This is a genomic window from Pseudomonas sp. FW305-25 (assembly GCF_017351415.1).
GTDB classification, from domain to species: domain Bacteria; phylum Pseudomonadota; class Gammaproteobacteria; order Pseudomonadales; family Pseudomonadaceae; genus Aquipseudomonas; species Aquipseudomonas chlororaphis.
The window spans coordinates 141,799-166,005 of record NZ_JACNDE010000011.1; the positions used below are offsets into that span (position 1 = coordinate 141,799).

Consider the following 24,207-nt stretch of genomic DNA (forward strand, 5'->3'; position numbering starts at 1 on the left):
GCTTACAACGGCTTGACGGTGAACAGGCCATCGTCGTGGCCTTCTTCGGAACCGCCGTAGACCTGTTCGGCGACGGTGCGGATCTTGCTACCGCGGGCGGCCAGAATCTGGTCCATGGCGCCGGCGAACCAGCCGGTGAACATGTAGTCGACCTTGCGCCCGACCTTGCCGTACACATAGACGAAGGCCGAGTGTTCGAGCTTGACGCTGGCGGTGCCCTTGTCGAGGTCGATGTCCTGGATCTTGAACAGGCCCCAGCCGCGCTGCGACAGGCGCTTCATGTAGTGCTCGAACACCGCGACGCCTTCCAGGCCGTGGCATTCGGCTTCTTTTTCACACCAGTGCCAGGCGGACTTGTAGCCGGCCTTGTAGAGGATCTCGGCGTAGGCGTCGGCGCCCAGTACTTCCTCGATGCCCATGTGGTTGTTGACGAAGAAGTGACGCGGCACGTACAGCATCGGCAGGGCGTCGGAGGTCCAGACACCGGTTTCGCTGTCGACTTCGATGGGCAGTTGCGGGGCGATCTTGGCCATGTTTCAAAACTCCGGAATTCTTTTGGATTGGTGCATCCGTAGCCGCTGCCGCAGGCTGCGATAAGGCTCGAAGAGCCTTCCGAGGGCCGCAGGAGCGCGTCTCCTTCGGAGCCGATCGCAGCCTTCGGCAGCGGCTACAGGTGTGTGCTGTGGAGGGTTGGCGTTATTCGCCCCAGACGTCCTTGAGGACGTTGACCCAGTTCTCGCCCATGATCTTGCGCACCACACGCTCGGAGTGACCGCGCTTGAGCAGGGTCTCGGTGAGGTTGGGGAACTCGCCCACGGTGCGGATGCCCAGCGGGTTGATGATCTTGCCGAAGTTGGTCAGGCGACGGGCGTAGCCCTTGTCGTGGGTCAGGTATTCGAAGAAGTCCTGGCCATGGCCCTGGGTGAAGTCGGTACCGATGCCGATGGCGTCTTCGCCGACGATGTTCATGGTGTATTCGATGGCCTCGGCGTAGTCGTCGATGGTCGAATCGATGCCCTTGGCCAGGAACGGCGCGAACATGGTCACGCCAACGAAACCGCCGTGGTCGGCGATGAACTTCAGCTCTTCATCGGACTTGTTGCGCGGGTGTTCCTTGAGGCCAGACGGCAGGCAGTGGGAGTAGCAGACCGGCTTTTTCGATTCGAGGATGACTTCCTCGGAGGTCTTGGAGCCGACGTGGGACAGGTCGCACATGACGCCGACGCGGTTCATCTCGGCGACGATCTCGCGACCGAAGCCCGACAGGCCGCCATCGCGCTCGTAGCAGCCGGTACCCACCAGGTTTTGGGTGTTGTAGCACATCTGCACGATCCCCACGCCCAGCTGCTTGAACACCTCGACGTAGCCGATCTGGTCCTCGTAGGCGTGGGCATTCTGGAAGCCGAACAGGATGCCGGTCTTGCCCAGTTCCTTGGCCTTGCGGATGTCGGCGGTGGTGCGCACCGGCATCACCAGGTCGCTGTTCTCGCGGATCAGCTTCTGGCTGGAGGCGATATTGTTGACCGTGGCCTGGAAGCCCTCCCACACCGACACGGTGCAGTTGGCCGCGGTCAGGCCGCCCTTGCGCATGTCTTCGAACAGCTCACGGTTCCACTTGGCAATGATCAGCCCGTCGATAACGATGCTGTCGGCGTGCAATTCGGCTGGGCTCATCAGGCAGTCCCCTTATTGGCAATTCATGCGCCGAATCGTCTGCCGGCGCTTTGGGGTCAGCATATGCCTCGGTGCCCGGGCAGCCGGGTGCAAAAACGACAGGGGAATTGCCGAAAGCGTCAATCCGCGACAAAGGGTCTGCCGGGCGTCCCTTGCCCCATCTGTTCTTTGTCATGCGCATGGGCCAGAATCCGCCGCATCACTGGATTAGAGGGGGCTGCGACGCAATGAAATCGATCTTCCTGGCTTTGGCACTGCTGGCGACGGGCGCACAGGCGGCTGAAGAGGCCGACAACTCCCCGTGCGACAGCGTCGAACAGGATCAACAGACTCTGGAATGCGCCACCTTCAACAAAATCACCGCCGAGCAACTGCTGAGCGACAACCTGCAGGGCCTGCTCGAACGCCTGGGCACGCAATACGGCAGCGACAAGGCGCAGTTGGCCGACATCACCGCCAAGGTACAGAACGCCCAGCAGCTGTGGCAGAAACAGCGCGACGCCGACTGCGCCGTCGACACTTTCCCCGCCAAACCCGGCAGCAAGGCCTACGCCATTGCCCAGGCCGATTGCCTGGCGCGCATGAGCGATGAACGGTCGGAGTTTCTGGAGTCGATCGGGCAGGAATAGGCCCGACCGATACCTCTGCGGTAACCGTCATGACGTCATCGCGAGCCAGCTAGCTCCTACAGGCGTTGCGCCATACCTGTAGAGCGAGCTTGCTCGCGAAAATCCCCCGGCCTCCCCTCTCTCCCCGCTGTAACAAGCCATGAGCAATACCCGGACAAGGTTCTCGCCTTGGCCCGCGAGCAAATATAAGCAAAGATTGATTAATCTTATAAAAGACTTATATTTGTTCATGAACAGCATCCTGTGGACCCGTAAGGCCGTCAAACAACTGCTGCGATTGCACAGCGCCCATCAGGTACAGATCCGCGACGCGGTGACCTTGCTCGGCGACATGCCCGACACCGGCAACGTCAAGGCGCTTAGCGGCCACACCTATGCCTACCGCCTGCGAGTAGGCAGCTATCGAATCCTGTTCGACTGGGATGGCGCTATCAGAGTGGTCAGTATTCAAGAGGTCAAGAAACGTGACGAACGCACCTACTGACATCCAGATCATCAACGGCACGGACGGCAAGCCGGCGTTCGTGGTGATCCCTTATGCGGACTATGTGGCGCAACGCCAGGAGCCGGACCTGATCCCCCATGATGTGGTCAGCCGCATCGTTGACGGCGCTACGCCGATCCGCGCCTGGCGCGAGCACCTGCACCTGACCCAGGACGAGGTCGCCAGGCGCCTGGGCATTTCCCAGCCGGCCTTCGCCCAGCAGGAAAGCGTTGCCAAGCCCCGCCGCGCCACCCGCGAGAAGATCGCCGCGGCCTTCGGCATTCGCGCCGACCAGCTGGAACTGTAAGCTGCACGCCATTCATCGAGAAAAGGTTTTCCCATGAGCATCTGCGGCATCGAAATCAAAGGCAGCGAAGCCATCTTCGCCCTGGCCACCCTGCAAGACGGCACGGCGCAACACCTGGCCAACACCTGCAAGAAAATCGCCCTGGACGACGATGACGAAGCCGCCAACGTCAAAGCCTTCGCGGTCCAGGTGGCAGCCTTCGTCCGCGACAACGGCATCAGCCGCATCGCCATCAAGAAGCGCAGCAAAAAAGGCGAATTCGCCGGCGGCCCGACCACCTTCAAGATCGAAGGCGTGTTCCAGCTGCTGGACAACTGCGAGGTGACCCTGCTGTCGCCGCAGACCATCAACGCGCAGAACAAGAAGCACAGCTTCGACCTGCCGGCGACGCTGAACAAGTATCAGCATGAAGCCTACAAAACTGCCTGTGCGGCCCTGCTGAAGAAATAAACCCTGACTCTGGAGCGAGGCTTGCCCGCGATGGCGGCCCGCCTGACCCAACGCGTTGCCTGCATCGCGAGCAAGCTGCGCTCCTACAGAATCAGCAGCTCAGGCCTTCAGGCTTTGGCGCCGGTCTTCCCGCGGGCACTGGGCAAACCGCGCGCGATAGCTGCGGGTGAAATACGAGGGTGATTCGAAGCCGCAGGCGATGCTGACTTCCAGCACGCTCATGTCGGTCTGGCGCAGCAGTTGCCGGGCCTTTTCCAGGCGCAGCCCCAGGTAGAAGTTGCTCGGGGTGTCGTTCAGGTGCAGGCGGAACAGGCGTTCGAGCTGGCGCCGGGTGACCTTGATCGACTCGGCCAGTTGCAGGGTGCTCAGGGGCGGCTCGCTGTGCTGTTCCATCTCGCCGATCACCTGCACCAGCTTCTTGTTGCGGATGCCGTAGCGGGTGGCGACTTCCATGCGCTGGTGGTCCTTGCGCGGGCGGATGCGCCCGAGCACGAACTGTTCGCTGACCTGGATCGCCAGTTCCGGGCCGTGGGCCTGGCCGATCAGGTCGAGCATCATGTCGATGGACGCGGTGCCGCCGGCCGAGGTGATGCGCCGCCGGTCGATCTCGAACAGCTCCTGGGTCACGCTGAGCTGCGGATAGGACTCCTTGAACGCCTCGATCGCTTCCCAGTGCAGGGTCACGCGGTGGCCTTCAAGCAGCCCGGCTTGCGCCAGGACCACGCTGCCGGTGTCGATGCCGCCCAGGGTCACGCCCTCCACATCCAGGCGGCGCAACCAGTGCACCAGCGCCGGGGTGACGAACTTCAACGGTTCGAAGCCGGCCACCACCAGCAGGGTCGCGCCCTTCTTCAACGGCTCCAGCGCCGCGGCGGCGTTGACCGACATGCCATTGCTCGCCAATACCGCGCCGCCATCGGCGCTCAGCACATGCCAGCGATACAGCTCGCCGCGAAAGCGATTGGCCACGCGCAGCGGCTCGATGGCCGAGATGAACCCGATGGCCGAGAAGCCCGGCATCAGCAAGAAATAGAAATCCTGGGACATGGAACGCACTCGGATGACGGGCAGCGTGGCCACTGTGATACGCCGTTTCCACGCCGGGTTCAAGACGAAGGTCGCTGCAGTGCAAGAGCCGGTCGCCGCTGTGCGTTTTCAGCGCCCGCCGGCTGCGTAACGTGGCATCACCGGCGCACATAGACGCCGGAACCGACAATAACGACCTGCCGAGGAAACCTTCATGAAACGACTGATCAGCAGTTGCGTCCTTGCACTCAGCGGTACCGTCTTTCTCAGCTCCGGCGCCATGGCCGCCGACGCCGCCAGCTGCCAGAACGTGCGCCTCGGCGTGGTCAACTGGACCGACGTGATCGCCACTAGCGCCATGGCCCAGGTGCTGCTCGACGGCCTCGGCTACAAGACCAAGCAGACCAGCGCCTCGCAGCAGATCATTTTCGCTGGCATCCGCGACCAGCGCCTGGACCTGTTCCTCGGCTACTGGAACCCGCTGATGACCCAGACCATCACCCCCTTCGTCGACGCCAAGCAGGTCAAGGTGCTGGCCGAGCCCAGCCTCAAGGACGCCCGCGCGACCCTCGCCGTGCCTACCTACCTGGCGGACAAGGGCCTGAAAACCTTCGCCGACATCGCCAAATTCGAGAAGGAACTGGGCGGCAAGATCTACGGCATCGAGCCCGGCTCGGGCGCCAATACCCAGATCAAGGCGCTGATCACCAAGAACCAGTTCGGCCTGGGCAAATTCCAGCTGGTCGAATCCAGCGAGGCCGGCATGCTCGCGGCGGTGGATCGCGCCGTGCGACGCAAGGAAGCCGTGGTGTTCTTCGGCTGGGCGCCGCACCCGATGAACGTCAATGTGCAGATGACCTACCTCACCGGCAGCGACGACGCCCTGGGCCCGAACGAAGGCATGGCCACGGTGTGGACCGTCACCGCGCCGACCTACGCCGAGCAGTGCCCGAATGTCAGCCGGCTGCTGAGCAACCTGACCTTCAGCGCCGAGGACGAGAGCCGCATGATGCAACCGCTGCTCGACCACAAGGACGCCCTGGAATCGGCCAGGCAATGGCTAGCCGAGCATCCGCAGGACAAGGCGCGCTGGCTCCAAGGGGTCACCACCTTCGACGGCAAGCCGGCCGCCGACAACCTGAAACTGACCAGCCAATAACCACCCCGAACTCCCTCTGCGCAGCGCCAAACGGCTGCGCAGCGACCCACCACGCCTGTAAGGAACCCGCACCATGAACCACGACGTCATCATCACCTGCGCACTCACCGGTGCTGGCGACACGACCGCCAAGAGCCCCCACGTGCCGGTCACCCCGAAACAGATTGCCGCCGCCGCGGTGGAAGCGGCCAAGGCCGGCGCCACCGTGGTCCACTGCCACGTGCGCAACCCGGACACCGGCAAGTTCAGCCGCGATGTCGCGCTGTACCGCGAAGTGATGGAGCGTATCCGCGAGGCGGACGTCGACATCATCGTCAACCTCACCGCCGGCATGGGCGGCGACTTGGAGATCGGCGGCGGCGAAAACCCGATGGAGTTCGGCCCCAATACCGACCTGGTCGGCCCGTTGACCCGCCTGGCCCACGTCGAGGAACTGCTGCCGGAAATCTGCACCCTGGACTGCGGCACCCTGAACTTCGGCGACGGCGACACCATTTACGTGTCCACCCCGGCGCAACTGCGCGCCGGCGCCAAGCGCATCCAGGAGCTGGGGGTGAAGGCCGAACTGGAAATCTTCGACACCGGCCACCTGTGGTTCGCCAAGCAGATGATCAAGGAAGGCCTGCTGGACGACCCGCTGTTCCAGCTGTGCCTGGGCATTCCCTGGGGTGCGCCGGCCGACACCACCACCATGAAGGCCATGGTCGACAACCTGCCGGCCGGCGCGGTCTGGGCCGGCTTCGGTATCGGCCGCATGCAGATGCCGATGGCCGCGCAGGCGGTGCTGCTGGGCGGCAACGTGCGGGTCGGCCTGGAAGACAACCTGTGGCTGGACAAGGGCGTACTGGCGACCAACGGCCAGTTGGTGGAGCGCGCCGGCGAGATCCTCAGCCGCCTCGGCGCCCGCGTCCTGACCCCGGCCGAGGGCCGGGCCAAGATGGGCCTGCGCAAGCGCGGCTGACCCCGATATCCCTTCTTCTGTAGGAGCGAGCTTGCTCGCGAAAAATGGCTGCATCCGATGCAATTTCTGCGTCTGGAAGATTGCCATCGCGAGCAAGCTCGCTCCTACAGGAAGACCGTGAACTCTTTCAGGAAATGACCATGAGCTTTATCACCGAGATCAAAACCTTCGCCGCCCTGGGCAGCGGTGTCATCGGCAGCGGCTGGGTATCGCGCGCCCTCGCCCACGGCCTGGACGTGGTGGCCTGGGACCCGGCGCCCGGCGCCGAGGCGGCCCTGCGCAAGCGCGTGGCCAATGCCTGGGGCGCCCTGGAGAAACAGGGCCTGGCAGCGGGCGCGTCCCAGGATCGCCTACGCTTTGTCGCGACCATCGAGGAGTGCGTGAAAGACGCCGACTTCATCCAGGAAAGCGCCCCGGAACGCCTGGAGCTGAAGCTCGAGCTGCACGCCAGGATTAGCGCCGCGGCCAAGCCCAATGCGCTGATCGGCTCCAGCACCTCCGGCCTGCTGCCGAGCGAGTTCTACGAGAGTTCCACCCACCCGGAGCGCTGCGTGGTCGGCCACCCGTTCAACCCGGTGTACCTGCTGCCGCTGGTGGAAGTGGTCGGCGGCAAGAACACCGCGCCAGAAGCCGTGCAGGCCGCGATCAAGGTCTATGAATCCCTCGGCATGCGCCCGCTGCATGTACGCAAGGAAGTCCCGGGCTTTATCGCCGACCGTCTTTTGGAGGCGCTGTGGCGCGAGGCCCTGCACCTGGTCAACGACGGCGTCGCCACCACCGGCGAAATCGACGACGCGATCCGTTTCGGCGCCGGCCTGCGCTGGTCGTTCATGGGCACTTTCCTGACCTACACCCTGGCCGGGGGCGATGCCGGCATGCGCCACTTCATGGCCCAGTTCGGCCCGGCCCTGCAGCTGCCGTGGACCTACCTGCCGGCCCCGGAGCTGACCGACAAGCTGATCGACGACGTGGTCGAAGGCACCGCCGAGCAGCTCGGCACCCACAGCATTTCGGCGTTGGAGCGCTATCGTGATGACTGCCTGCTCGCCGTGCTCGAAGCGGTTAAAACCACCAAGACCAAACACGGCATGAGCTTCAGCGAGTAACCCTGACGTCCCCTGTAGCCGCTGCCGCAGGCTGCGATAAGGCTCGAAGAGCCTTCCAGGGGCCGCAAGAGCGCGCCTCCTGCGGAGCCGATCGCAGCCTGCGGCAGCGGCTACAGGTTCAGCCCGCCATTTTCGTGAGCCCATGACATGCCCGCACTCACCACCTACACCACCCGCATCAGCCCCGACTGGGTCGATTACAACGGCCACCTGCGGGACGCCTTCTACCTGCTGATTTTCAGTTACGCCACCGACGCCCTGATGGACCGGCTGGGCATGGACAGCAACCACCGCGAAGCCAGCGGCAACTCGCTGTTCACCCTGGAGCTGCACCTCAATTACCTGCATGAAGTGAAGCTCGATACCGAGGTCGAAGTGCGCACCCAGATCATCGGCCACGACCGCAAGCGCCTGCACCTGTACCACAGCCTGCACAAGGTCGGTGACGACCTGGAACTGGCCGGCAACGAGCAGATGCTGCTCCACGTCGACCTCGCCGGTCCGCGTTCGGCGCCGTTCAGCGAGCCAGTGCTGAACAGGCTGCGAGCCATCGCCGCCGAGCAGGCCGACCTCCCTGCCCCCGCCTGGATCGGCCGGGTGATTGCCCTGCCGCCGGAAAAATAACCGCCCATAAACAGGAGCGCACCGTGAATACTTCCACCGCTTTTGCCGACTTCCGCAGTTACCCGTTGATCAGCGCGTTGACCGCCGTACAAGCCCAGGCGGACCGTGTTCAGGTGCAGTGGGCCGACGGTCGCTCGAGCCCCTTTCATCATCAGTGGCTGCGCGACAACTGCCCCTGCGCGCATTGCGTGTACAGCGTGACCCGCGAGCAGGTGCTGGAGATCGTCGACGTCACCGAAGACCTGGCCCCGGCGTCCAGCCGGATCGACGCCCAGGGCTGCCTGAGCATCGACTGGCAGGACGGCCACCTCAGCCGCTTCGATCCGGGCTGGCTGCGGGCCCACGCCTACGACGATGAAAGCCGCGCCGAGCGCCGCGCGCGTCGCCCGCACAGCCAGTTGTGGGACAGCCGGCTGCAACTGCCGGTGTTCGAGTACCAGGTGCTGATGGAGGACCCGCAGGCGCTGTTGCAATGGCTGCTGGCGGTGCGCGATATCGGCCTGACGCAGGTCCGCGGCGTGCCCACCGAACCGGGGTCGCTGGCCCAGGTCGCCAAGCGCATTTCCTTTATCCGCGAGAGCAATTTCGGCGTGCTGTTCAATGTGCAATCCAAGGCCGACGCCGACAGCAACGCCTACACCGCCTTCAATCTGCCGCTGCACACCGACCTGCCGACCCGCGAACTGCAACCGGGCCTGCAGCTCCTGCATTGCCTGGTGAACGACGCCGAAGGCGGCGAAAGCATCTTTGTCGACGGTTTTGCCATCGCCGACGCCTTGCGCCGCGAAGACCCCGAGGCATTTCGCGCGCTGTGCGAAATCCCCGTGGAGTTTCGCAACAAGGACCGCCACAGCGACTACCGCTGCCTGGCGCCGGTGATCGCCCTGGATGCGCTGGGCGAGGTCACGGAGATCCGCATGGCCAACTTCCTGCGCGGGCCGTTCGAGGCCTCGGTGGACGACATGCCCCGGCTCTACCGCGCTTATCGACGTTTTATCGCCATGACCCGCGAGCCGCGCTTTCGCCTGACCCGGCGCCTCAACCCGGGCGAGCTGTGGTGCTTCGACAACCGCCGCACCCTGCACGCGCGCAACGCCTTCGACCCCGCCACCGGCGCGCGGCATTTCCAGGGTTGCTACATCGACCGCGACGAGTTGCTGTCGCGGATCCTGGTGTTGCAGCGCTAGACCGCGTCGCGTCAATCGCGAGCAAGCTCGCTCCTACAGAGGCGATGTCGTACCCAGCATCGTGCTACGACGCGAACCTGTAGGAGCGAGCTTGCTCGCGAAAAAATGGCCCAGACACCACCTTTCTCCAGGCAAAAAAATCCCCGATCAAGCCGTGACAGGATCGGGGCAGAGGAGGTTTTCTGAGGAGCCGACACGAGGGTGACCAAACCTTCGATGACCGAGCTGGAATCCAGTGTGCCCAGTCGCCTTCAAGCCAAGTTAGCCGAAAACGACCTGTTCATAGGCATCCCGGCCATTGCGACAATTCGCCCTTGCCGACTGTCCGGGTGGCTACCAGAATCGGCTCACGACCACGCTCCCTGAACAAGGATAAGAGTCATGATGCACGCGGATCTGATTGACCAGGACGACCTGCTCGGCCAACTGAGGGCCCTGGGTTTTGAAATGCCGGCCGGCGCCACGGCCGACCAGGCTTGCGAGTGTGCGGTGCGCGGCTTGAGCGATGCCCGGGCCAAGGCCCTCAAGGGCATGGTCGAGCAGATGCTCACCGGCAATGCCACCATCCTGCCGGCCGTGCGCCAGGCCATCGACAAACAACTGTTGCCGGCCCTGGCCCAATTCCAGAACAGCCGCGCCTGAGCCTTCGCCGGGAGCGGATCGCGGAGTAGAGTGCGGTGCCTGCACACCAAGGAGCCGCCCCCATGATTCGAATCGAACCCTGCCAGTCAGCCCATCAAGCGGACTGGCTGCCGTTGCGCCAGGCGCTGTGGCCCGACTGTCCGGCCGAGGAACACCGGGACGAAATCGCCAGTTTGCTGGACGACCCGCGGCGCTATATCAACCTGCTCGCTTATACCGCCGATGGGCAGCCAGTAGGGTTGGCCGAGGCTTCGTTGCGCCACGACTACGTGAACGGCACCGAGCATTCGCCGGTGGTGTTTCTGGAGGGTTTGTATGTCAGCGCCGAACAGCGGCGCCAGGGCATTGCCGAACGACTGATCGATGCCGTCGCCCAATGGGGGCGGGATCAGGGCTGCGTGGAAATGGCTTCGGATACCGGCCTGGAAAACCTGGTGAGCCAGACCGTGCACAAGGCGCTCGGTTTCGAGGAAACCGAGCGCGTCGTGTACTTCAGGAAAAGCCTGTGATTACAGCCTGACGCTGGCGAAGGTCGATTCGTTGCGCGCCTGGCTCAGCGAGGACATCGGGCCAGCCAGCACCAGCGCCTGCGGAATCGGCATCATCGCCACCTGTTGGGCGGTGTTGGAACCCACGCGTTCGTCACGCGGAGGAATGCCGAAGTACTCGCGGTAGCACTTGGAGAAGTGCGGCGTGGAGACAAAACCGCAGACCGAAGCCACTTCGATGATCGACATCGGCGTCTGCTTGAGCAACTGGCGGGCGCGGATCAGACGCAGCTTCAGGTAGTAGCGCGATGGCGAGCAGTGCAGGTACTTCTGGAACAGCCGCTCCAGCTGGCGACGGGATACCGAAACGTAGACCGCCAGTTCGTCGAGGTCGATCGGCTCTTCCAGGTTGGCTTCCATCAGCGCAACGATTTCCTGCAGTTTCGGCTGGTTGGTGCCGAGCATGTGCTTGAGCGGCACGCGCTGGTGATCCTGCTCGTTGCGGATACGTTCGTAGACGAACATTTCCGAGATCGCCGCCGATAGTTCACGGCCGTGATCGCGGCTGATCAAGTGCAGCATCATGTCCAGCGGCGCGGTGCCACCGGAACTGGTGAAGCGGTTGCGGTCGAGGGTGAACAGGCGGGTGCTCATGGCCACCCGCGGGAAGGCTTCCTGCATCGAGGCCAGGCATTCCCAGTGCACGCTGCAATCGAAGCCGTCGAGCAGGCCGGCACAGGCCAGGGCCCAGCTGCCGGTGCAGACCGCGCCGAGGCGGCGGGACTGGCGCGCCTGGCTTTGTAGCCACGACACATGTTCGCGGGTCACGGTGCGCTGGATGCCGATGCCGCCGCAGACGATCACGGTGTCCAGGGCGGGAGCTTTGTGCATGGAGGCGTCGGGGGTGATCTGCAGGCCATCACTGGCCCAGACCTGGCCACCGTCGACGCTGAGGGTGGTCCAGCGATACAGCTCGCGACCGGACAACTGGTTGGCCATGCGCAGCGGCTCGACCGCGGACGCCAGGGAAATCAGCGTGAAATTGTCCAGCAGCAAAAAGCCGATGGATTGAGGCGCACGGTTCTGGGGTTGAGCCCCGGAGTTGAACGACGTCATCGCGGTATCTCCTCACACAAAGCAGGTGATGGCCTCAGGCGGAGGCTCTTGTTATTGCCATCGTTCTCACGCGGGAGACGGGCTTTGTGATGACAGAGCAATTGCCATGCCTAAAATTGAATGGCCATTCAATAACTCCTGAAAACGACGTCGCGATGCGTCTATATAAGCCGTGCGCAATGTGCGGGTTATCAGTGTCGAATCGGCCTGGAAGGGCCCTGGCCCGGTGGCTGTGAGCAAATCGGTAGCACTTGTGGGAACGGCGAGAAACGTCCCGGGAAAAGAGTGTCACCGCAAGCACAGGTGGGCGCTCAGCCGAGGTCAGCGAAAAACCTGACCGATGAGCCTTGGGACTTACCTGTTTGCGACGCTCCAAAAGGTGGCGAGGGCGCCGCGAGGTGTTCAATTTATGAGCAGCAGGCTGGAAACAGGCGATGGACTGCGCAGCAGTCCCGCTGTTAAAGCATCAACACTCCACAGCGCTGACCGCCAAGCCGCCGCGGGATGTCTCCTTGTATTTGTCGTGCATGTCGGCGCCGGTATCGCGCATGGTGCGGATCACCCGGTCCAGGGAAATGAAGTGCTGGCCGTCGCCGCGCAGGGCCATTTGCGCGGCGTTGATGGCCTTCACCGCGGCAATCGCGTTGCGCTCGATGCACGGCACCTGCACCAGGCCGCCGACCGGGTCGCAGGTCAGGCCGAGGTTATGTTCCAGGCCGATTTCCGCGGCGTTGCACAACTGCTCCGGCGACGCCCCGAGAATCTCCGCCAGGCCGGCGGCGGCCATGGCGCAGGCGGAACCCACCTCGCCCTGGCAGCCGACTTCGGCGCCGGAGATCGAGGCGTTTTTCTTGCAGAGGATGCCCACCGCCGCCGCACCGAGGAAAAAGTCCACCACGTTGGCGTCGGTGACGTCCTCGCTGAAGCGCATGAAGTAATGCAGCACCGCCGGGATGATCCCCGCCGCGCCGTTGGTCGGCGCCGTCACCATGCGCCCGCCGGCGGCGTTTTCCTCGTTCACCGCCAGGGCGAACAGGTTGACCCATTCCATGGCGCTCAGGGTCGAGCCGATCACATTGGGTTTGTTCAATTCCTGCAGGCTGCGATGCAGCTTGGCCGCGCGGCGCCGCACATTGAGCCCGCCAGGCAGGATGCCTTCGTGTTTCAGGCCCTGCTCGACGCAATCCTGCATGGCCTGCCAGAGCTTCATCAGGCCCGCGCGGATCTCCTCCTCCGAACGCCAGACCTTCTCGTTGGCCATCATCAGTTCGGCCACCCGCAGGTTGTGCTTCTGGCACAGGCTCAGCAGCTCCACGGCGCTGGAGAAGTCATAAGGCAATTCGGTGCGATCCAGGTCCACCACGCCGCTGCTGGCCTGGGCCTGGTCGACGACAAAACCGCCGCCCACGGAATAATAGGTATCGCGGTGCAGCTCCCCGGAGTCACCTTCGGCCACCAGGGTCATGGCGTTGGGATGGAACGGCAGGTTTTCGTCGACCAGCAGCATGTCGCGCGCCCAGACGAAGGGAATCGGCAGGCGGTTGTCGAGCAGCAGGGTATTGGTTTCGCGCAGGGTCTCGATGCGACAGCCGATCTGCGACGGATCGATCGCATCCGGCCATTCGCCCATCAGCCCCATGATCACCGCGTTGTCGCTGCCGTGGCCGATGCCGGTGGCCGACAGCGAACCGTAGAGCCGTACCTCAATGCGGCGCACCTGGCCCAGCAGGTCTTTCTCGCGCAGGGCCTGGACGAACAGCGCCGCGGCGCGCATGGGTCCGACGGTGTGGGAACTGGAGGGGCCGATGCCGATTTTGAACAGATCGAAAACACTGATAGCCATGACTGCGAAACTCCTCGATGAGCACACGCCGGGCGCCAAAACGCCCGGTGGCGAAGCTGCTACGCTCAAGCAGTAATCCGCCGAGATACGCGCATCATCAGGCTTTTGCAGTGTCGTTCGACGTCTCACACCGACTCACTCATGCCCACCAACGCCGTGGCCCGCCGACCTGCGGTTCTGGCCGTTTTTTTGCGGTTCAGATGGGCAAAAAGTGCTGAAAAAAGCTGTAAGCGACCTCACCGACACTGGATGCGACCCTCCCTGTACTGGATACGACGCACCCTGTAGGCGTCAGATTTTCACTGGTACATGATCAGTCTCGACTCGATTGCAAGGCACTGTGGTAGAGCTGTCCCACTCGCCCCAACCGCAACACTTATAAGTGCGGTCAGACACACCGCCAGAAAACACCCAGGAGTCCACCCCATGAAAGGTTCCCCGTCGTTGTTGTTGGCCGCCATGCTGAGTCTGCCGCTTCTGGCGCACGCCGCAGAACCGGCGCAATGCAGCACCGTAAACTTCTCCGATGTCGGCTGGACCGACATCACCGTCACCACCGCGACCACCAGCGTCGTGCTCGATGCCCTTGGTTACAAGACCAAGACCACGATGATTTCCGTGCCGGTGACCTACAAGTCCCTGGCCGACGGCAAGAACATGGACGTGTTCCTCGGCAACTGGATGCCGACCATGGAAAACGACATCAAGCCCTACCGCGATGCCGGCACCGTGGAAACCATCCGCGCCAACCTGGAGAACGCCAAGTACACCCTGGCGGTCCCGGAAGAGCTGTACAACAAGGGCCTGAAGGATTTCGCCGACATCGCCAAGTTCAAGAAAGAACTGGACGGCAAGATCTACGGCATCGAGCCGGGCAACGACGGCAACCGCATGATCCAGAGCATGATCGACAAGAACGCCTTCGGCCTCAAGGACGCCGGCTTCAAGGTGGTCGAGTCCAGCGAGGCGGGCATGCTGTCCCAGGTCGAGCGCGCGCAACGGCGCAGCACCGCGGTGGTGTTCCTGGGCTGGGAACCGCATCCGATGAACACCCGTTTCAAGATGAAGTACCTGACCGGCGGCGACGACTTCTTCGGCCCCAACTACGGCCAGGCGACCATCTACACCAACACCCGCAAGGGCTACGCCGAGGAATGCAGCAACGTCGGTCAGTTGCTGAAGAATCTGTCGTTCACCCTGAACATGGAAAGCACCCTGATGGGTAACGTCCTGGACGACAAAATGAAGCCCGAGGCGGCCGCCAAGGCCTGGCTGAAGAAAAACCCCGAGGTACTCGATACCTGGCTCGCTGGCGTGACCACCATTGACGGAAAACCTGGCCTGGAGGCCGTGAAAGCCAAGCTTGCACAGTAAGTCGCTTATGCCGGGCGGGGTCGCCCGCCCGGGCTGTTTATTCCTTGCATGCGGACGTTCAATACCATGCTCATTGATCAGAAAATCCCTTTAGGCCAGTACATCGCTGCCTTCGTCGAATGGTTGACGCAACACGGCGCCAACACATTCGATGCGATCGCATCGACCCTGGAAACGATGATCCACGGCGTGACGTTTGCGCTGACCTGGTTCAACCCACTGGCCTTGATCGGCCTGATTGCCTTGCTGGCGCACATCATTCAACGCAAATGGGGCCTGACCGCCTTCGTCGTGCTGTCCTTCCTGTTGATTCTCAATCTGGGTTACTGGCAGGAAACCATGGAAACCCTGGCCCAGGTGCTGTTCGCCACCCTGGTCTGCGTGCTCATTGGCGTGCCGTTGGGCATCGTCGCCGCGCATAAGCCGATGTTCTACACCATGATGCGTCCGGTGCTCGATCTGATGCAGACCGTACCGACCTTCGTTTACCTCATTCCTACCCTGACCCTGTTCGGTCTGGGCGTGGTACCAGGCCTGATTTCCACGGTGGTGTTCGCCATTGCCGCGCCGATCCGCCTGACCTACCTGGGCATCCGCGATGTACCACAAGAGTTGATGGACGCCGGCAAGGCCTTTGGCTGCTCCCGCCGTCAACTGTTGTCGCGTATCGAGCTGCCCCATGCCATGCCGAGCATCGCCGCCGGCATCACCCAGTGCATCATGCTGTCGTTGTCGATGGTGGTGATCGCGGCCCTGGTGGGCGCCGACGGCCTGGGCAAACCCGTGGTCAACGCACTGAACACCGCCGATATCGCCCTGGGCTTCGAAGCGGGCCTGGCAATCGTACTGCTGGCGATCATGCTCGACCGTATCTGCAAACAACCCGAAGCCAAAGTAGGGGGTGACGCATGAGCATAATCCGCTTCGATAACGTCGACGTTATCTTCTCCAAGGATCCACGCGAGGCGCTCAAGCTGCTGGATCAGGGCATGACCCGCAACGAGATCCTGAAAAAGACCGGCCTGATCGTCGGTGTGGAAAAGGCCAGCCTGGACATCGAGAAAGGCGAAATCTGCGTGCTGATGGGCCTCTCCGGTTCCGGCAAGTCGAGCCTGCTGCGCTGCATCAACGGCCTCAACACCGTCAGCCGTGGCAAGCTGTTCGTCGAGCATGAGGGCAAGCAGATCGACATCGCTTCCTGTACCCCGGCGGAACTGAAGATGATGCGCACCAAGCGCATCGCCATGGTGTTCCAGAAGTTCGCCCTGATGCCCTGGCTGACCGTTCGCGAGAACATCAGCTTCGGCCTGGAAATGCAGGGCCGGCCGGAAAAGGAACGGCGCAAGCTGGTGGACGAGAAACTCGAGCTGGTGGGCCTGACCCAGTGGCGCAACAAGAAGCCCGACGAACTGTCCGGCGGTATGCAGCAACGTGTCGGCCTGGCCCGCGCCCTGGCGATGGACGCCGACATCCTGCTGATGGACGAACCCTTCTCCGCCCTCGACCCGCTGATCCGCCAGGGCCTGCAGGACGAACTGCTGGAGCTGCAACGCAAGCTGAGCAAGACCATCGTGTTCGTCAGCCATGACCTCGACGAGGCCCTGAAACTGGGCAGCCGCATCGCCATCATGAAAGACGGGCGGATCATCCAGTACAGCAAGCCGGAAGAAATCGTGCTGAACCCGGCGGACGACTATGTGCGCACCTTCGTCGCCCATACCAACCCGCTCAACGTGCTCTGCGGCCGCAGCCTGATGCGCACCCTGGACAACTGCAAACGCATCAACGGCTCGGTGTGCCTGGACCCGGGTGGCGACTCCTGGCTCGACCTGGCCGAGGGCAACACCATCAAGGGCGCACGCCAGAACGGCGCCAGCCTCGACCTGCAGAACTGGATCCCGGGCCAGGCGGTGGAAGGCCTGGGCCGCAAGCCGACCCTGGTGGACTCCAACATCGGCATGCGCGACGCGCTGCAGATCCGCTACCAGACCGGCAACAAGCTGGTGCTGCACGACAACAACAAGGTGGTGGGGATCCTCGGCGACAGCGAGCTCTACCACGCGCTGCTCGGCAAGAACCTGGGGTAATAGCGACACGCAAACAAAAACGCCGCGACATCAATCGCGGCGTTTTTGTTTTATCGGGAATAAAGGGTGCAGGTTTGCTCCCTGTTGCGGGAGCGGGTGTTGCGCTGGGTCAGGGATGGCGCTTCGCGAGCAAGCTCGCTCCTACAGGTCAAATGCAATCCTTGTAGGAGCGAGCTTGCTCGCGATACAGGCGACGCGGTGTAACAGGGCTACACCGCGCCTCTCACGTCTTAGCTGTAGACCCGGCCAAGGAGCTGCCGATGGCTTTCGAACTGATCGAGCACGTCACGGGTGATCTGCTCCTGCGTGAAGCCCATCAAGTCGTATTCCTGGCTGCCGTTGTGCAGGTAGACCTCGGCGCGGTAGTAGCGCGCACGCTCTTCGGGCGCATCGGCCGATTCGCTCGGCGCCGCCAGATAGCCGTCCAGGCTCACTTCATAGACAAAAGGGTTGCCCTCTTCCATCTCGATCCGCACGCCCATGCAACGCTTGGACTTGCCCAGCAGGGTTTGCACATCCAGGCCCTGGTTGCGCAGCTGGGTCGCGGCTTCTTCCAGTGCCGGCGTCACGTGCTTGTCCATGAAACGCTGGACCACTGCCTGGGTTGGCTGCAAGTCCAGCTGGGTCAGGCGCTCGCTGAAACCACGACGACCACGGGCCGCCAGTTCCGCCTGTTCCTGTTCGATCTGCGTGTCCTGGCGCATGGCCTTGTGCAGGCCGAACATGAAGCACACCAGCACCACCGAGAACGGCAGGCCGGCCAGCACCACCATGGTCTGCATGGCTTCGAAGTTACCGGCGAACAGCAGGCCGACGGTCACCAGGGTGATCACCACCGACCAGAAGATCCGCAGCCAGTGCGGGGCGTCTTCGTCGACGTTGCCGCCCTTGCAGGACAGGTTGGCCATCATCACCGCGCCGGAGTCGGCCGGGGTCAGGAACAGCACGAAGCCGACGAAAATCGACACGCCGATGACAATCTTCGACGCCGGGTAATGATCCAGCAGCTGGTAGATCGCCATGGACGGCTGTTCCAGCGCCGTCTTGCCGAGCTCCACCGCGCCATGGTTCATCACCAGGTCCAGGGCCGAGTTACCGAACACCGACAGCCAGGCCAGGGTGAAGCCCAGCGGAATCAGCAGCACGCCCGCCACCAGTTCGCGCACGGTACGGCCACGGGAAATACGCGCGATGAACATGCCGACGAATGGCGCCCAGGAAATCCACCAGGCCCAGTAGAACAGGGTCCACAGGCCCAGCCAGCGATCGGACTTGGCGCTGTCGCCTTCGTACACATAGAGGTCGAAGGTCTTGAGCACCACACCGTTGAGGTAATCGCCGACGTTTTGCACGAAGCCGTTGAGCAGGTGCAGGGTCGGACCAAACAGCAGCACGAAGATCAGCAGGCCGCTGAACAGCACGATGTTCAGGTTGGACAGGCGGCGAATGCCGTTTTCCACACCGGATACCGCGGCGATAGTGGCCACGGTGCTCATGACGATGATCACGATCAGCAGGTTGGTGTTGCTGTGTTCCATGCCGAACAGGTTTTCCAGGCCGGAAGACACCTGCATCGAGCCGATGCCCAGGTTGGTCACCAGGCCCAGAAGGGTCACGAACATGCCGAAACCGTCCACCGCATGGCCGGCCGCGCCTTTGACCCAGCGCTCGCCCACCAGCGGGTACAACGCCGAACGCAGCGCCAGCGGCTGGTTGTGGCGGTAGGCAAAGTAGGCCACGGCCAGGCCGACCAGGGCGTAGATCGCCCAGCCGTGCAGGCCCCAGTGCAGGAACGTCAGTTGCAGCGCCGAACGCGCGGCCTGGTTGCTGCCCGGTACGCCTTCAGGCGGATTGAAGTAGTGGTCCAGCGGTTCGGAAGCGCCGAAGTACAGCAGCGAAATGCCGATACCGGACGAGAACAGCATGCCGGCCCAGGCGCCGTAGCTGAAATCCGGGGTGTCTTGCTTGGTCCCCAGCTTGAGCTTGCCGTAGGAGGAAAACGCCAGGCCGACGACGAAGACCAGGTAGGCGGCGATCACCACCATGTAGTACCAGCCGAAGCTGCGGGACAACCAGGCCTGGGCAATGCCGAGCAGTCTGCCGGCCTCTTGCGGGGCGATGATCAGAATGGCGGTCAGCAGCAGGATCAGCGCGGTGGAGGTGTAGAACACCCAACCGTTGACCCGCACCTTTTCCGGTGGGGTCTTTATAAGAGAGGCAGAACTCATGGCACAGATGCTCCAGGCAGTGCGAGAGAAGAACACAAGGCAACACGGCACCCGACCAATCGGTTAGTTGGCAGCCGACCGACGGGTGATATAAAGACACCCCGAAAAAAGCCCGAACCCGCAGGGGTTGCGTTGAGAACCAGCGTCGAAGGCCTTGTGCAAACGTGCAGTTCGTCACCTGGCCTTAAGCGTCTTGCCCATTCAACACATCCGTCCTCGCTGGCTCACGCTATGCCCTGCTTGGGTTTCAGACTTTTTCGGAGGTCGCTTTTCCGCCATCTACACGCAGGAAGGACCTGGAGGCAGCGACGATTTGTCGCAGATCTTATTCTTTGTTGATTGAACGTTCAATCAAAACAAAATAGACTGGCCCTCACGCCGGTAGCCGTTTCACGACTGCCAGCAGGCCTAAGGAGATGTGCAAGATGCCCAAGGTCGGTATGCAACCCATACGCCGCCAGCAGTTGATCGAAGCCACGTTGCTGGCGGTCGATCAGGTCGGGATGGGGGACGCCAGCATTGCGCTGATCGCCCGTTTGGCCGGTGTCTCGAACGGCATCATCAGTCACTACTTTCAGGACAAGAACGGCCTGATCGCCGCCACGGCGCAGTATCTGATGAGTGTCCTCAGCGAGAACGTCACCGCGCGCCGTCAGGCGCTGGAGGACAGCAGCCCGCGGGCGCACCTCCAGGTGATCATCGAAGGCAACTTCGACGCCAGCCAGGTCAATGGCCCGGCAATGAAAACCTGGCTGGCCTTCTGGGCCACCAGCATGCACCACCCGTCTTTGCACAGGTTGCAGCGGATCAACGATCACCGCCTGTATTCCAACCTGTGCTGTCAGTTCCGCCGCGTCCTGCCGCTGGATGATGCACGCAGCGCGGCGCGAGGCCTGGCAGCCCTGATCGACGGTTTGTGGTTGCGCGGCGCGCTGTCGGGAGACGCTTTCGACACCGAGCAGGCGCACCGGATCGCTTACGAATACATGGATTTCCAACTGGCTAAGCAGGAGCGCTAGAGCACATTACAAGACGCTCGGCCCCCTGAACCGCCACTGACCAGCGCGCCCAGGCTACACGGCGCGCCCAGTGGTCAACGCCAACCACTCATGCACTTGCGAGGACTATCATGGCCCGTTACGAACTGCAAAAACTCTACATTGACGGCGGCTACACCGACGCCGGCAGCGACGCCACCTTCGACGCCATCAATCCGGCCAACGGTGAAGTCCTCGCTCAAGTGCAACGTGCGACCTTTGATGACGTCGAGCGCGCTGTCGTCAGCGCCGAGAAAGGCCAGAAGATCTGGGCCGCGATGACCGCCATGGAGCGTTCGCGCATCCTGCGTCGCGCCGTGGACATCCTGCGCGAGCGCAACGATGAACTGGCAGCCCTGGAAACCCTGGACACCGGCAAGGCCTACTCCGAAACCAAGTATGTCGACATCGTCACCGGCGCCGACGTGCTGGAATACTACGCGGGCCTGGTACCGGCCATCGAAGGCGAGCAGATCCCGCTGCGCACCACTTCGTTCGTCTACACCCGTCGCGAGCCGCTGGGCGTCGTGGCCGGTATCGGCGCGTGGAACTACCCGATCCAGATCGCCCTGTGGAAATCCGCGCCAGCCCTGGCGGCCGGTAACGCGATGATCTTCAAGCCAAGCGAAGTCACTTCGCTGACCACCCTGAAACTGGCCGAGATCTACACCGAAGCCGGCGTTCCGGCTGGCGTGTTCAACGTCCTGACCGGTAGCGGCCGCGAAGTCGGCACCTGGCTGACCGAACACCCGCGCATCGAGAAAGTCTCCTTCACCGGCGGCACCGACACCGGCAAGAAGGTCATGGCCAGCGCTTCCAGCTCCTCGCTGAAAGACGTGACCATGGAACTGGGCGGCAAGTCGCCGCTGATCATCTTCGACGACGCCGACCTGGATCGCGCCGCCGACACCGCGATGATGGCCAACTTCTACAGCTCCGGTCAGGTCTGCACCAACGGTACCCGCGTCTTCGTACCGAGCCACCTGAAAGCCGCTTTCGAAGCCAAGATCGTCGAGCGCGTCGCACGCATTCGCGTTGGCAACCCGGAAGACGAAAACACCAACTTCGGCCCGCTGGTCAGCTTCGCCCACATGGAAAGCGTGCTGGGCTACATCGCCAAGGGCAAGGAAGAAGGTGCCCGCCTGCTGTGCGGCGGCGAACGCCTGACCGACGGCGCATTCGCCAAAGGCGCTTTCGTGGCGCCGACCGTGTTCACCGACTGCACCGACGAGATGACCATCGTTCGCGAAGAAATCTTCGGCCCGGTGATGAGCATCCTGACCTACGAAACCGAAGAAGAAGTGATCCGTCGCGCCAACGACACCGACTTCGGCCTGGCCGCCGGTGTGGTAACCCGTGACCTGAACCGCGCGCACCGCGTGATTCATCAGCTCGAAGCCGGTATCTGCTGGATCAACGCCTGGGGCGAATCCGACGCCAAGATGCCGGTCGGCGGCTACAAGCAGTCGGGTGTTGGCCGTGAGAACGGGATCAGCTCGCTGAACAACTTCACCCGCATCAAGTCCGTACAAGTCGAACTGGGTGAGTACGCTTCGGTATTTTGATTAGCTGATCCAGCTACAAGCGGCAAGCTTCAAGCTGCAAGAAAAAGCAGCTTGTGTTTGCCGCCCCCTCTTGTGCACACCGCTCGCTGCTTTTTCTTGCAGCTTGAAGCTTGGAGCTTGTAGCTCCCCCGGAGTACCCATGACTCAAGAATACGACTACATCATTGTTGGCGCAGGATCGGCGGGCAACACCTTAGCGACCCGTCTGACTGAAGACGAAGGCGTCACCGTGCTGCTGCTCGAAGCCGGCGGCCCGGACTACCGTTTCGACTTCCGCACGCAGATGCCGGCCGCCCTGGCGTTCCCGCTGCAAGGCCGTCGCTACAACTGGGCCTATGAAACCGACCCAGAGCCACACATGAACGGGCGCCGGATGGAATGCGGCCGCGGCAAGGGCCTGGGCGGCTCCTCGCTGATCAACGGCATGTGCTACATCCGCGGCAACGCCATGGACTACGACGGCTGGGCAAAACTGCCAGGCCTGGAAGACTGGACCTACCTGGACTGCCTGCCGTACTTCCGTAAAGCCGAAACCCGCGACATCGGCCCGAACGACTACCACGGCGGCGAAGGCCCGGTCAGCGTGACCACGCCGAAAGCCGGCAACAACCCGCTGTTCCACGCCATGGTCGAAGCCGGCGTGCAGGCCGGCTACCCGCGTACCGAAGACCTCAACGGCTACCAGCAGGAAGGTTTCGGCCCGATGGACCGTACCGTGACGCCTAAGGGCCGTCGCGCCAGTACCGCCCGCGGTTACCTCGACGTGGCGAAAAAACGTTCGACCCTGAGCATCGTCACCCACGCCCTGACCGACAAGATCCTGTTCGAAGGCAAGCGTGCCGTTGGCGTGCGTTACCTGGTCGGCTCCGCCGAAGAGCGCGTCGAAGCCCGTGCCCGCAAGGAAGTGCTGCTGTGCTCCGGCGCCATCGCCTCGCCACAGATCCTGCAACGTTCCGGCGTCGGCCCGGCCAAGCTCCTGGAAAGCCTGGACATCCCGGTGGTCCACGACCTGCCGGGCGTTGGTGAAAACCTGCAAGACCACCTGGAACTGTACCTGCAGTACGCCTGCACCCAGCCGGTCTCGCTGTACCCGTCGCTGCTCTGGTACAACCAGCCGGCCATCGGTGCCGAGTGGCTGTTCAACGGCACCGGTATCGGCGCCAGCAACCAGTTCGAAGCCGGCGGCTTTATCCGCACTCGCGAAGAGTTCGAATGGCCGAATATCCAGTACCACTTCCTGCCGGTGGCGATTAACTACAACGGCAGCAACGGTGTGCAGGAGCACGGTTTCCAGGCGCACATGGGTTCCATGCGTTCGCCAAGCCGCGGCCGGATCCAGCTCAAGTCGAAGAACCCGCGCGATTATCCGAGCATTCTCTTCAACTACATGGCCACCGAGCAGGACTGGCAGGAATTCCGCGACGGCATCCGCCTGACCCGGGAAATCATGCAACAGCCGGCGCTGGACGCCTTCCGCGGCCGCGAAATCAGCCCGGGCATCGAGGTGCAGACCGACGAGCAGCTGGATAAATTCATCCGCGAGCACGCCGAAACCGCGTTCCACCCATCCTGCTCGTGCAAGATGGGCACCGACGAAATGGCCGTGGTCGATGGCCAGGGTCGCGTGCATGGCATGCAGGGTCTGCGCGTGGTCGATGCCTCGATCATGCCGATCATCACCACCGGCAACCTGAACGCGCCGACGATCATGATGGCCGAGAAAATCGCCGACAAGATCCGTGGCCGTCAGCCACTGCCGCGCAGCAAGGCCGCCTACTACGTGGCGGGCGATGCCCCGGTACGTGGCAAGCCGGTACGTGAAGTGAGCGCTACCGCGCAGTAACTTCGAAAGGCGCCGATCGCAACGATCGGCGCCTTTTTGCTGTATCCGGCCTGTAGCCGCTGCCGCAGGTTCGGGCCGCGTTCGGACGATCGGCGGCGCAGCCGACGTAAACCAGCCACCACGATTCACCAGGCAAGAACCCGATTGCCGAATCACAGCCCTTGGCCACGACTACAGTTCTCCAACATTTCCCTGCGCCTCCCTGCTTGATACCGCCCACCGCACGGGCCTAATCTAGGCGCTCGCAGCGTTCCCCAGCACCTTTTCCGACCTGGCTTCAAAGCCCTTCGGGCTTTATCGCGAGCAATCGAGCGTCGACCGGCTGCTCCTACAGAAAAACCCTGGCCCAACGCCCGCTTGCTCTCGATAAGGCCTGC

Annotated in this window: 23 protein-coding genes; 17 read left to right on the plus strand and 6 right to left on the minus strand. The window is 62.9% G+C overall.

The window, feature by feature from the left end; translation table 11 throughout:
• Window positions 1–2 precede the first annotated feature (2 nt).
• Both J4E58_RS13375 and J4E58_RS13380 read right to left on the minus strand, forming a co-directional pair.
• Window positions 3–533 carry a DUF5943 domain-containing protein gene (locus tag J4E58_RS13375; RefSeq protein ID WP_007926354.1) on the minus strand — a complete coding sequence of 177 codons (531 nt, stop codon included), beginning with the start codon at window positions 531–533 and terminating at the stop codon, window positions 3–5.
• Window positions 534–696: 163 nt separating this feature from the next.
• Window positions 697–1,674 (minus strand): dipeptidase, encoded by a 978-nt coding sequence (locus tag J4E58_RS13380; protein ID WP_007926352.1) that lies wholly within the window; start codon window positions 1,672–1,674, stop codon window positions 697–699.
• Between the two features lie 227 nt (window positions 1,675–1,901).
• On the opposite strand from J4E58_RS13380, the gene J4E58_RS13385 reads away from it, so the two are divergent.
• The 4 genes from J4E58_RS13385 (at window position 1,902) to J4E58_RS13400 (ending at window position 3,544) form a co-directional block, all read left to right on the plus strand.
• Entirely contained in the window at window positions 1,902–2,303 is a 402-nt protein-coding gene (locus tag J4E58_RS13385) for a lysozyme inhibitor LprI family protein (protein ID WP_087089472.1), read from the plus strand.
• Window positions 2,304–2,532: 229 nt separating this feature from the next.
• Window positions 2,533–2,787 (plus strand): type II toxin-antitoxin system RelE/ParE family toxin, encoded by a 255-nt coding sequence (locus tag J4E58_RS13390; RefSeq protein WP_087089474.1) that lies wholly within the window; start codon window positions 2,533–2,535, stop codon window positions 2,785–2,787.
• Window positions 2,726–3,094, plus strand: coding sequence for a helix-turn-helix domain-containing protein (locus tag J4E58_RS13395; protein WP_087089476.1), 369 nt, complete (start codon window positions 2,726–2,728; stop codon window positions 3,092–3,094). The genes J4E58_RS13390 and J4E58_RS13395 overlap by 62 nt, the downstream gene beginning before the upstream one ends.
• Window positions 3,095–3,127: 33 nt before the next feature.
• On the plus strand, window positions 3,128–3,544 hold the full coding sequence (locus J4E58_RS13400) for a DUF3010 family protein (protein ID WP_087089478.1): 417 nt from the start codon (window positions 3,128–3,130) through the stop codon (window positions 3,542–3,544).
• Window positions 3,545–3,643: 99 nt separating this feature from the next.
• Here the strand turns inward: J4E58_RS13400 and J4E58_RS13405 are convergent, their stop codons facing one another.
• Window positions 3,644–4,591, minus strand: a complete 948-nt coding sequence (locus J4E58_RS13405) for a GlxA family transcriptional regulator (RefSeq protein ID WP_087089480.1) — start codon at window positions 4,589–4,591, stop codon at window positions 3,644–3,646.
• A gap of 193 nt (window positions 4,592–4,784) precedes the next feature.
• Between J4E58_RS13405 and choX the strand changes: the two genes are divergently transcribed.
• From choX to aac(6'), 7 genes are all read left to right on the plus strand, one after another.
• Window positions 4,785–5,729: a choline ABC transporter substrate-binding protein gene (gene choX / locus J4E58_RS13410; RefSeq protein WP_087089482.1), complete on the plus strand. Its 945-nt coding sequence runs from the start codon at window positions 4,785–4,787 to the stop codon at window positions 5,727–5,729.
• Window positions 5,730–5,802: 73 nt separating this feature from the next.
• Window positions 5,803–6,690, plus strand: a complete 888-nt coding sequence (locus J4E58_RS13415; RefSeq protein ID WP_053262932.1) for a 3-keto-5-aminohexanoate cleavage protein — start codon at window positions 5,803–5,805, stop codon at window positions 6,688–6,690.
• Window positions 6,691–6,830: 140 nt separating this feature from the next.
• Window positions 6,831–7,796, plus strand: coding sequence for an L-carnitine dehydrogenase (locus tag J4E58_RS13420; protein ID WP_087089484.1), 966 nt, complete (start codon window positions 6,831–6,833; stop codon window positions 7,794–7,796).
• Window positions 7,797–7,943: 147 nt separating this feature from the next.
• Entirely contained in the window at window positions 7,944–8,420 is a 477-nt protein-coding gene (locus tag J4E58_RS13425) for a thioesterase family protein (RefSeq protein ID WP_087089486.1), read from the plus strand.
• A 23-nt stretch (window positions 8,421–8,443) separates the two neighbouring features.
• Window positions 8,444–9,607 (plus strand): gamma-butyrobetaine dioxygenase, encoded by a 1,164-nt coding sequence (locus J4E58_RS13430; RefSeq protein WP_087089488.1) that lies wholly within the window; start codon window positions 8,444–8,446, stop codon window positions 9,605–9,607.
• A 381-nt stretch (window positions 9,608–9,988) separates the two neighbouring features.
• Window positions 9,989–10,249 (plus strand): hypothetical protein, encoded by a 261-nt coding sequence (locus tag J4E58_RS13435; RefSeq protein ID WP_007925996.1) that lies wholly within the window; start codon window positions 9,989–9,991, stop codon window positions 10,247–10,249.
• Window positions 10,250–10,311: 62 nt separating this feature from the next.
• On the plus strand, window positions 10,312–10,758 hold the full coding sequence (aac(6'), locus tag J4E58_RS13440) for an aminoglycoside 6'-N-acetyltransferase (RefSeq protein WP_087089490.1): 447 nt from the start codon (window positions 10,312–10,314) through the stop codon (window positions 10,756–10,758).
• Here the strand turns inward: aac(6') and J4E58_RS13445 are convergent, their stop codons facing one another.
• Together J4E58_RS13445 and J4E58_RS13450 are read right to left on the minus strand one after the other, a co-directional pair.
• On the minus strand, window positions 10,759–11,853 hold the full coding sequence (locus J4E58_RS13445) for a GlxA family transcriptional regulator (protein WP_007925992.1): 1,095 nt from the start codon (window positions 11,851–11,853) through the stop codon (window positions 10,759–10,761).
• Between the two features lie 466 nt (window positions 11,854–12,319).
• Window positions 12,320–13,696 (minus strand): L-serine ammonia-lyase, encoded by a 1,377-nt coding sequence (locus J4E58_RS13450; protein WP_087089492.1) that lies wholly within the window; start codon window positions 13,694–13,696, stop codon window positions 12,320–12,322.
• 426 nt (window positions 13,697–14,122) lie between these two features.
• On the opposite strand from J4E58_RS13450, the gene J4E58_RS13455 reads away from it, so the two are divergent.
• The 3 genes from J4E58_RS13455 (at window position 14,123) to choV (ending at window position 17,157) form a co-directional block, all read left to right on the plus strand.
• A complete protein-coding gene (locus tag J4E58_RS13455; RefSeq protein ID WP_053262938.1) occupies window positions 14,123–15,070 on the plus strand; it encodes a choline ABC transporter substrate-binding protein in 948 nt (315 codons plus the stop codon).
• A gap of 66 nt (window positions 15,071–15,136) precedes the next feature.
• Complete coding sequence (gene choW / locus J4E58_RS13460; protein WP_007925985.1) at window positions 15,137–15,982, plus strand: choline ABC transporter permease subunit; 846 nt, start codon at window positions 15,137–15,139, stop codon at window positions 15,980–15,982.
• Window positions 15,979–17,157: a choline ABC transporter ATP-binding protein gene (choV, locus tag J4E58_RS13465; protein ID WP_007925983.1), complete on the plus strand. Its 1,179-nt coding sequence runs from the start codon at window positions 15,979–15,981 to the stop codon at window positions 17,155–17,157. The genes choW and choV overlap by 4 nt, the downstream gene beginning before the upstream one ends.
• 230 nt (window positions 17,158–17,387) lie before the next feature.
• On the opposite strand, the gene betT is transcribed toward choV, so the two are convergent.
• On the minus strand, window positions 17,388–19,385 hold the full coding sequence (gene betT / locus J4E58_RS13470; protein ID WP_007925980.1) for a choline BCCT transporter BetT: 1,998 nt from the start codon (window positions 19,383–19,385) through the stop codon (window positions 17,388–17,390).
• A gap of 425 nt (window positions 19,386–19,810) precedes the next feature.
• Here betT and betI point away from each other — a divergent pair, with 425 nt between their 5' ends.
• The 3 genes from betI to betA all read left to right on the plus strand — a co-directional run bounded on the left by betI (window position 19,811) and on the right by betA (window position 23,830).
• Window positions 19,811–20,404: a transcriptional regulator BetI gene (betI, locus tag J4E58_RS13475; RefSeq protein ID WP_007925978.1), complete on the plus strand. Its 594-nt coding sequence runs from the start codon at window positions 19,811–19,813 to the stop codon at window positions 20,402–20,404.
• A gap of 110 nt (window positions 20,405–20,514) precedes the next feature.
• Window positions 20,515–21,987, plus strand: a complete 1,473-nt coding sequence (gene betB, locus J4E58_RS13480; RefSeq protein WP_087089494.1) for a betaine-aldehyde dehydrogenase — start codon at window positions 20,515–20,517, stop codon at window positions 21,985–21,987.
• Between the two features lie 139 nt (window positions 21,988–22,126).
• Complete coding sequence (gene betA, locus J4E58_RS13485; protein ID WP_087089496.1) at window positions 22,127–23,830, plus strand: choline dehydrogenase; 1,704 nt, start codon at window positions 22,127–22,129, stop codon at window positions 23,828–23,830.
• Window positions 23,831–24,207 lie beyond the last annotated feature (377 nt).

Excerpts from the sequence above, each read along its gene's own strand:
- J4E58_RS13415 (WP_053262932.1), top strand. The coding sequence starts at position 5,803 with ATGAACCACGACGTCATCATCACCTGCGCACTCACCGGTGCTGGCGAC.
- J4E58_RS13395 (WP_087089476.1), top strand. The coding sequence starts at position 2,726 with ATGGCGCTATCAGAGTGGTCAGTATTCAAGAGGTCAAGAAACGTGACG.
- J4E58_RS13375 (WP_007926354.1), bottom strand. The coding sequence starts at position 533 with ATGGCCAAGATCGCCCCGCAACTGCCCATCGAAGTCGACAGCGAAACC.
- J4E58_RS13435 (WP_007925996.1), top strand. The coding sequence starts at position 9,989 with ATGATGCACGCGGATCTGATTGACCAGGACGACCTGCTCGGCCAACTG.
- J4E58_RS13420 (WP_087089484.1), top strand. The coding sequence starts at position 6,831 with ATGAGCTTTATCACCGAGATCAAAACCTTCGCCGCCCTGGGCAGCGGT.
- choX (WP_087089482.1), top strand. The coding sequence starts at position 4,785 with ATGAAACGACTGATCAGCAGTTGCGTCCTTGCACTCAGCGGTACCGTC.
- J4E58_RS13390 (WP_087089474.1), top strand. The coding sequence starts at position 2,533 with ATGAACAGCATCCTGTGGACCCGTAAGGCCGTCAAACAACTGCTGCGA.
- J4E58_RS13385 (WP_087089472.1), top strand. The coding sequence starts at position 1,902 with ATGAAATCGATCTTCCTGGCTTTGGCACTGCTGGCGACGGGCGCACAG.
- choW (WP_007925985.1), top strand. The coding sequence starts at position 15,137 with ATGCTCATTGATCAGAAAATCCCTTTAGGCCAGTACATCGCTGCCTTC.
- J4E58_RS13445 (WP_007925992.1), bottom strand. The coding sequence starts at position 11,853 with ATGACGTCGTTCAACTCCGGGGCTCAACCCCAGAACCGTGCGCCTCAA.
- choV (WP_007925983.1), top strand. The coding sequence starts at position 15,979 with ATGAGCATAATCCGCTTCGATAACGTCGACGTTATCTTCTCCAAGGAT.
- betI (WP_007925978.1), top strand. The coding sequence starts at position 19,811 with ATGCCCAAGGTCGGTATGCAACCCATACGCCGCCAGCAGTTGATCGAA.
- J4E58_RS13380 (WP_007926352.1), bottom strand. The coding sequence starts at position 1,674 with ATGAGCCCAGCCGAATTGCACGCCGACAGCATCGTTATCGACGGGCTG.
- J4E58_RS13425 (WP_087089486.1), top strand. The coding sequence starts at position 7,944 with ATGCCCGCACTCACCACCTACACCACCCGCATCAGCCCCGACTGGGTC.
- J4E58_RS13405 (WP_087089480.1), bottom strand. The coding sequence starts at position 4,591 with ATGTCCCAGGATTTCTATTTCTTGCTGATGCCGGGCTTCTCGGCCATC.
- betB (WP_087089494.1), top strand. The coding sequence starts at position 20,515 with ATGGCCCGTTACGAACTGCAAAAACTCTACATTGACGGCGGCTACACC.
- J4E58_RS13450 (WP_087089492.1), bottom strand. The coding sequence starts at position 13,696 with ATGGCTATCAGTGTTTTCGATCTGTTCAAAATCGGCATCGGCCCCTCC.
- betA (WP_087089496.1), top strand. The coding sequence starts at position 22,127 with ATGACTCAAGAATACGACTACATCATTGTTGGCGCAGGATCGGCGGGC.
- J4E58_RS13400 (WP_087089478.1), top strand. The coding sequence starts at position 3,128 with ATGAGCATCTGCGGCATCGAAATCAAAGGCAGCGAAGCCATCTTCGCC.
- betT (WP_007925980.1), bottom strand. The coding sequence starts at position 19,385 with ATGAGTTCTGCCTCTCTTATAAAGACCCCACCGGAAAAGGTGCGGGTC.
- J4E58_RS13455 (WP_053262938.1), top strand. The coding sequence starts at position 14,123 with ATGAAAGGTTCCCCGTCGTTGTTGTTGGCCGCCATGCTGAGTCTGCCG.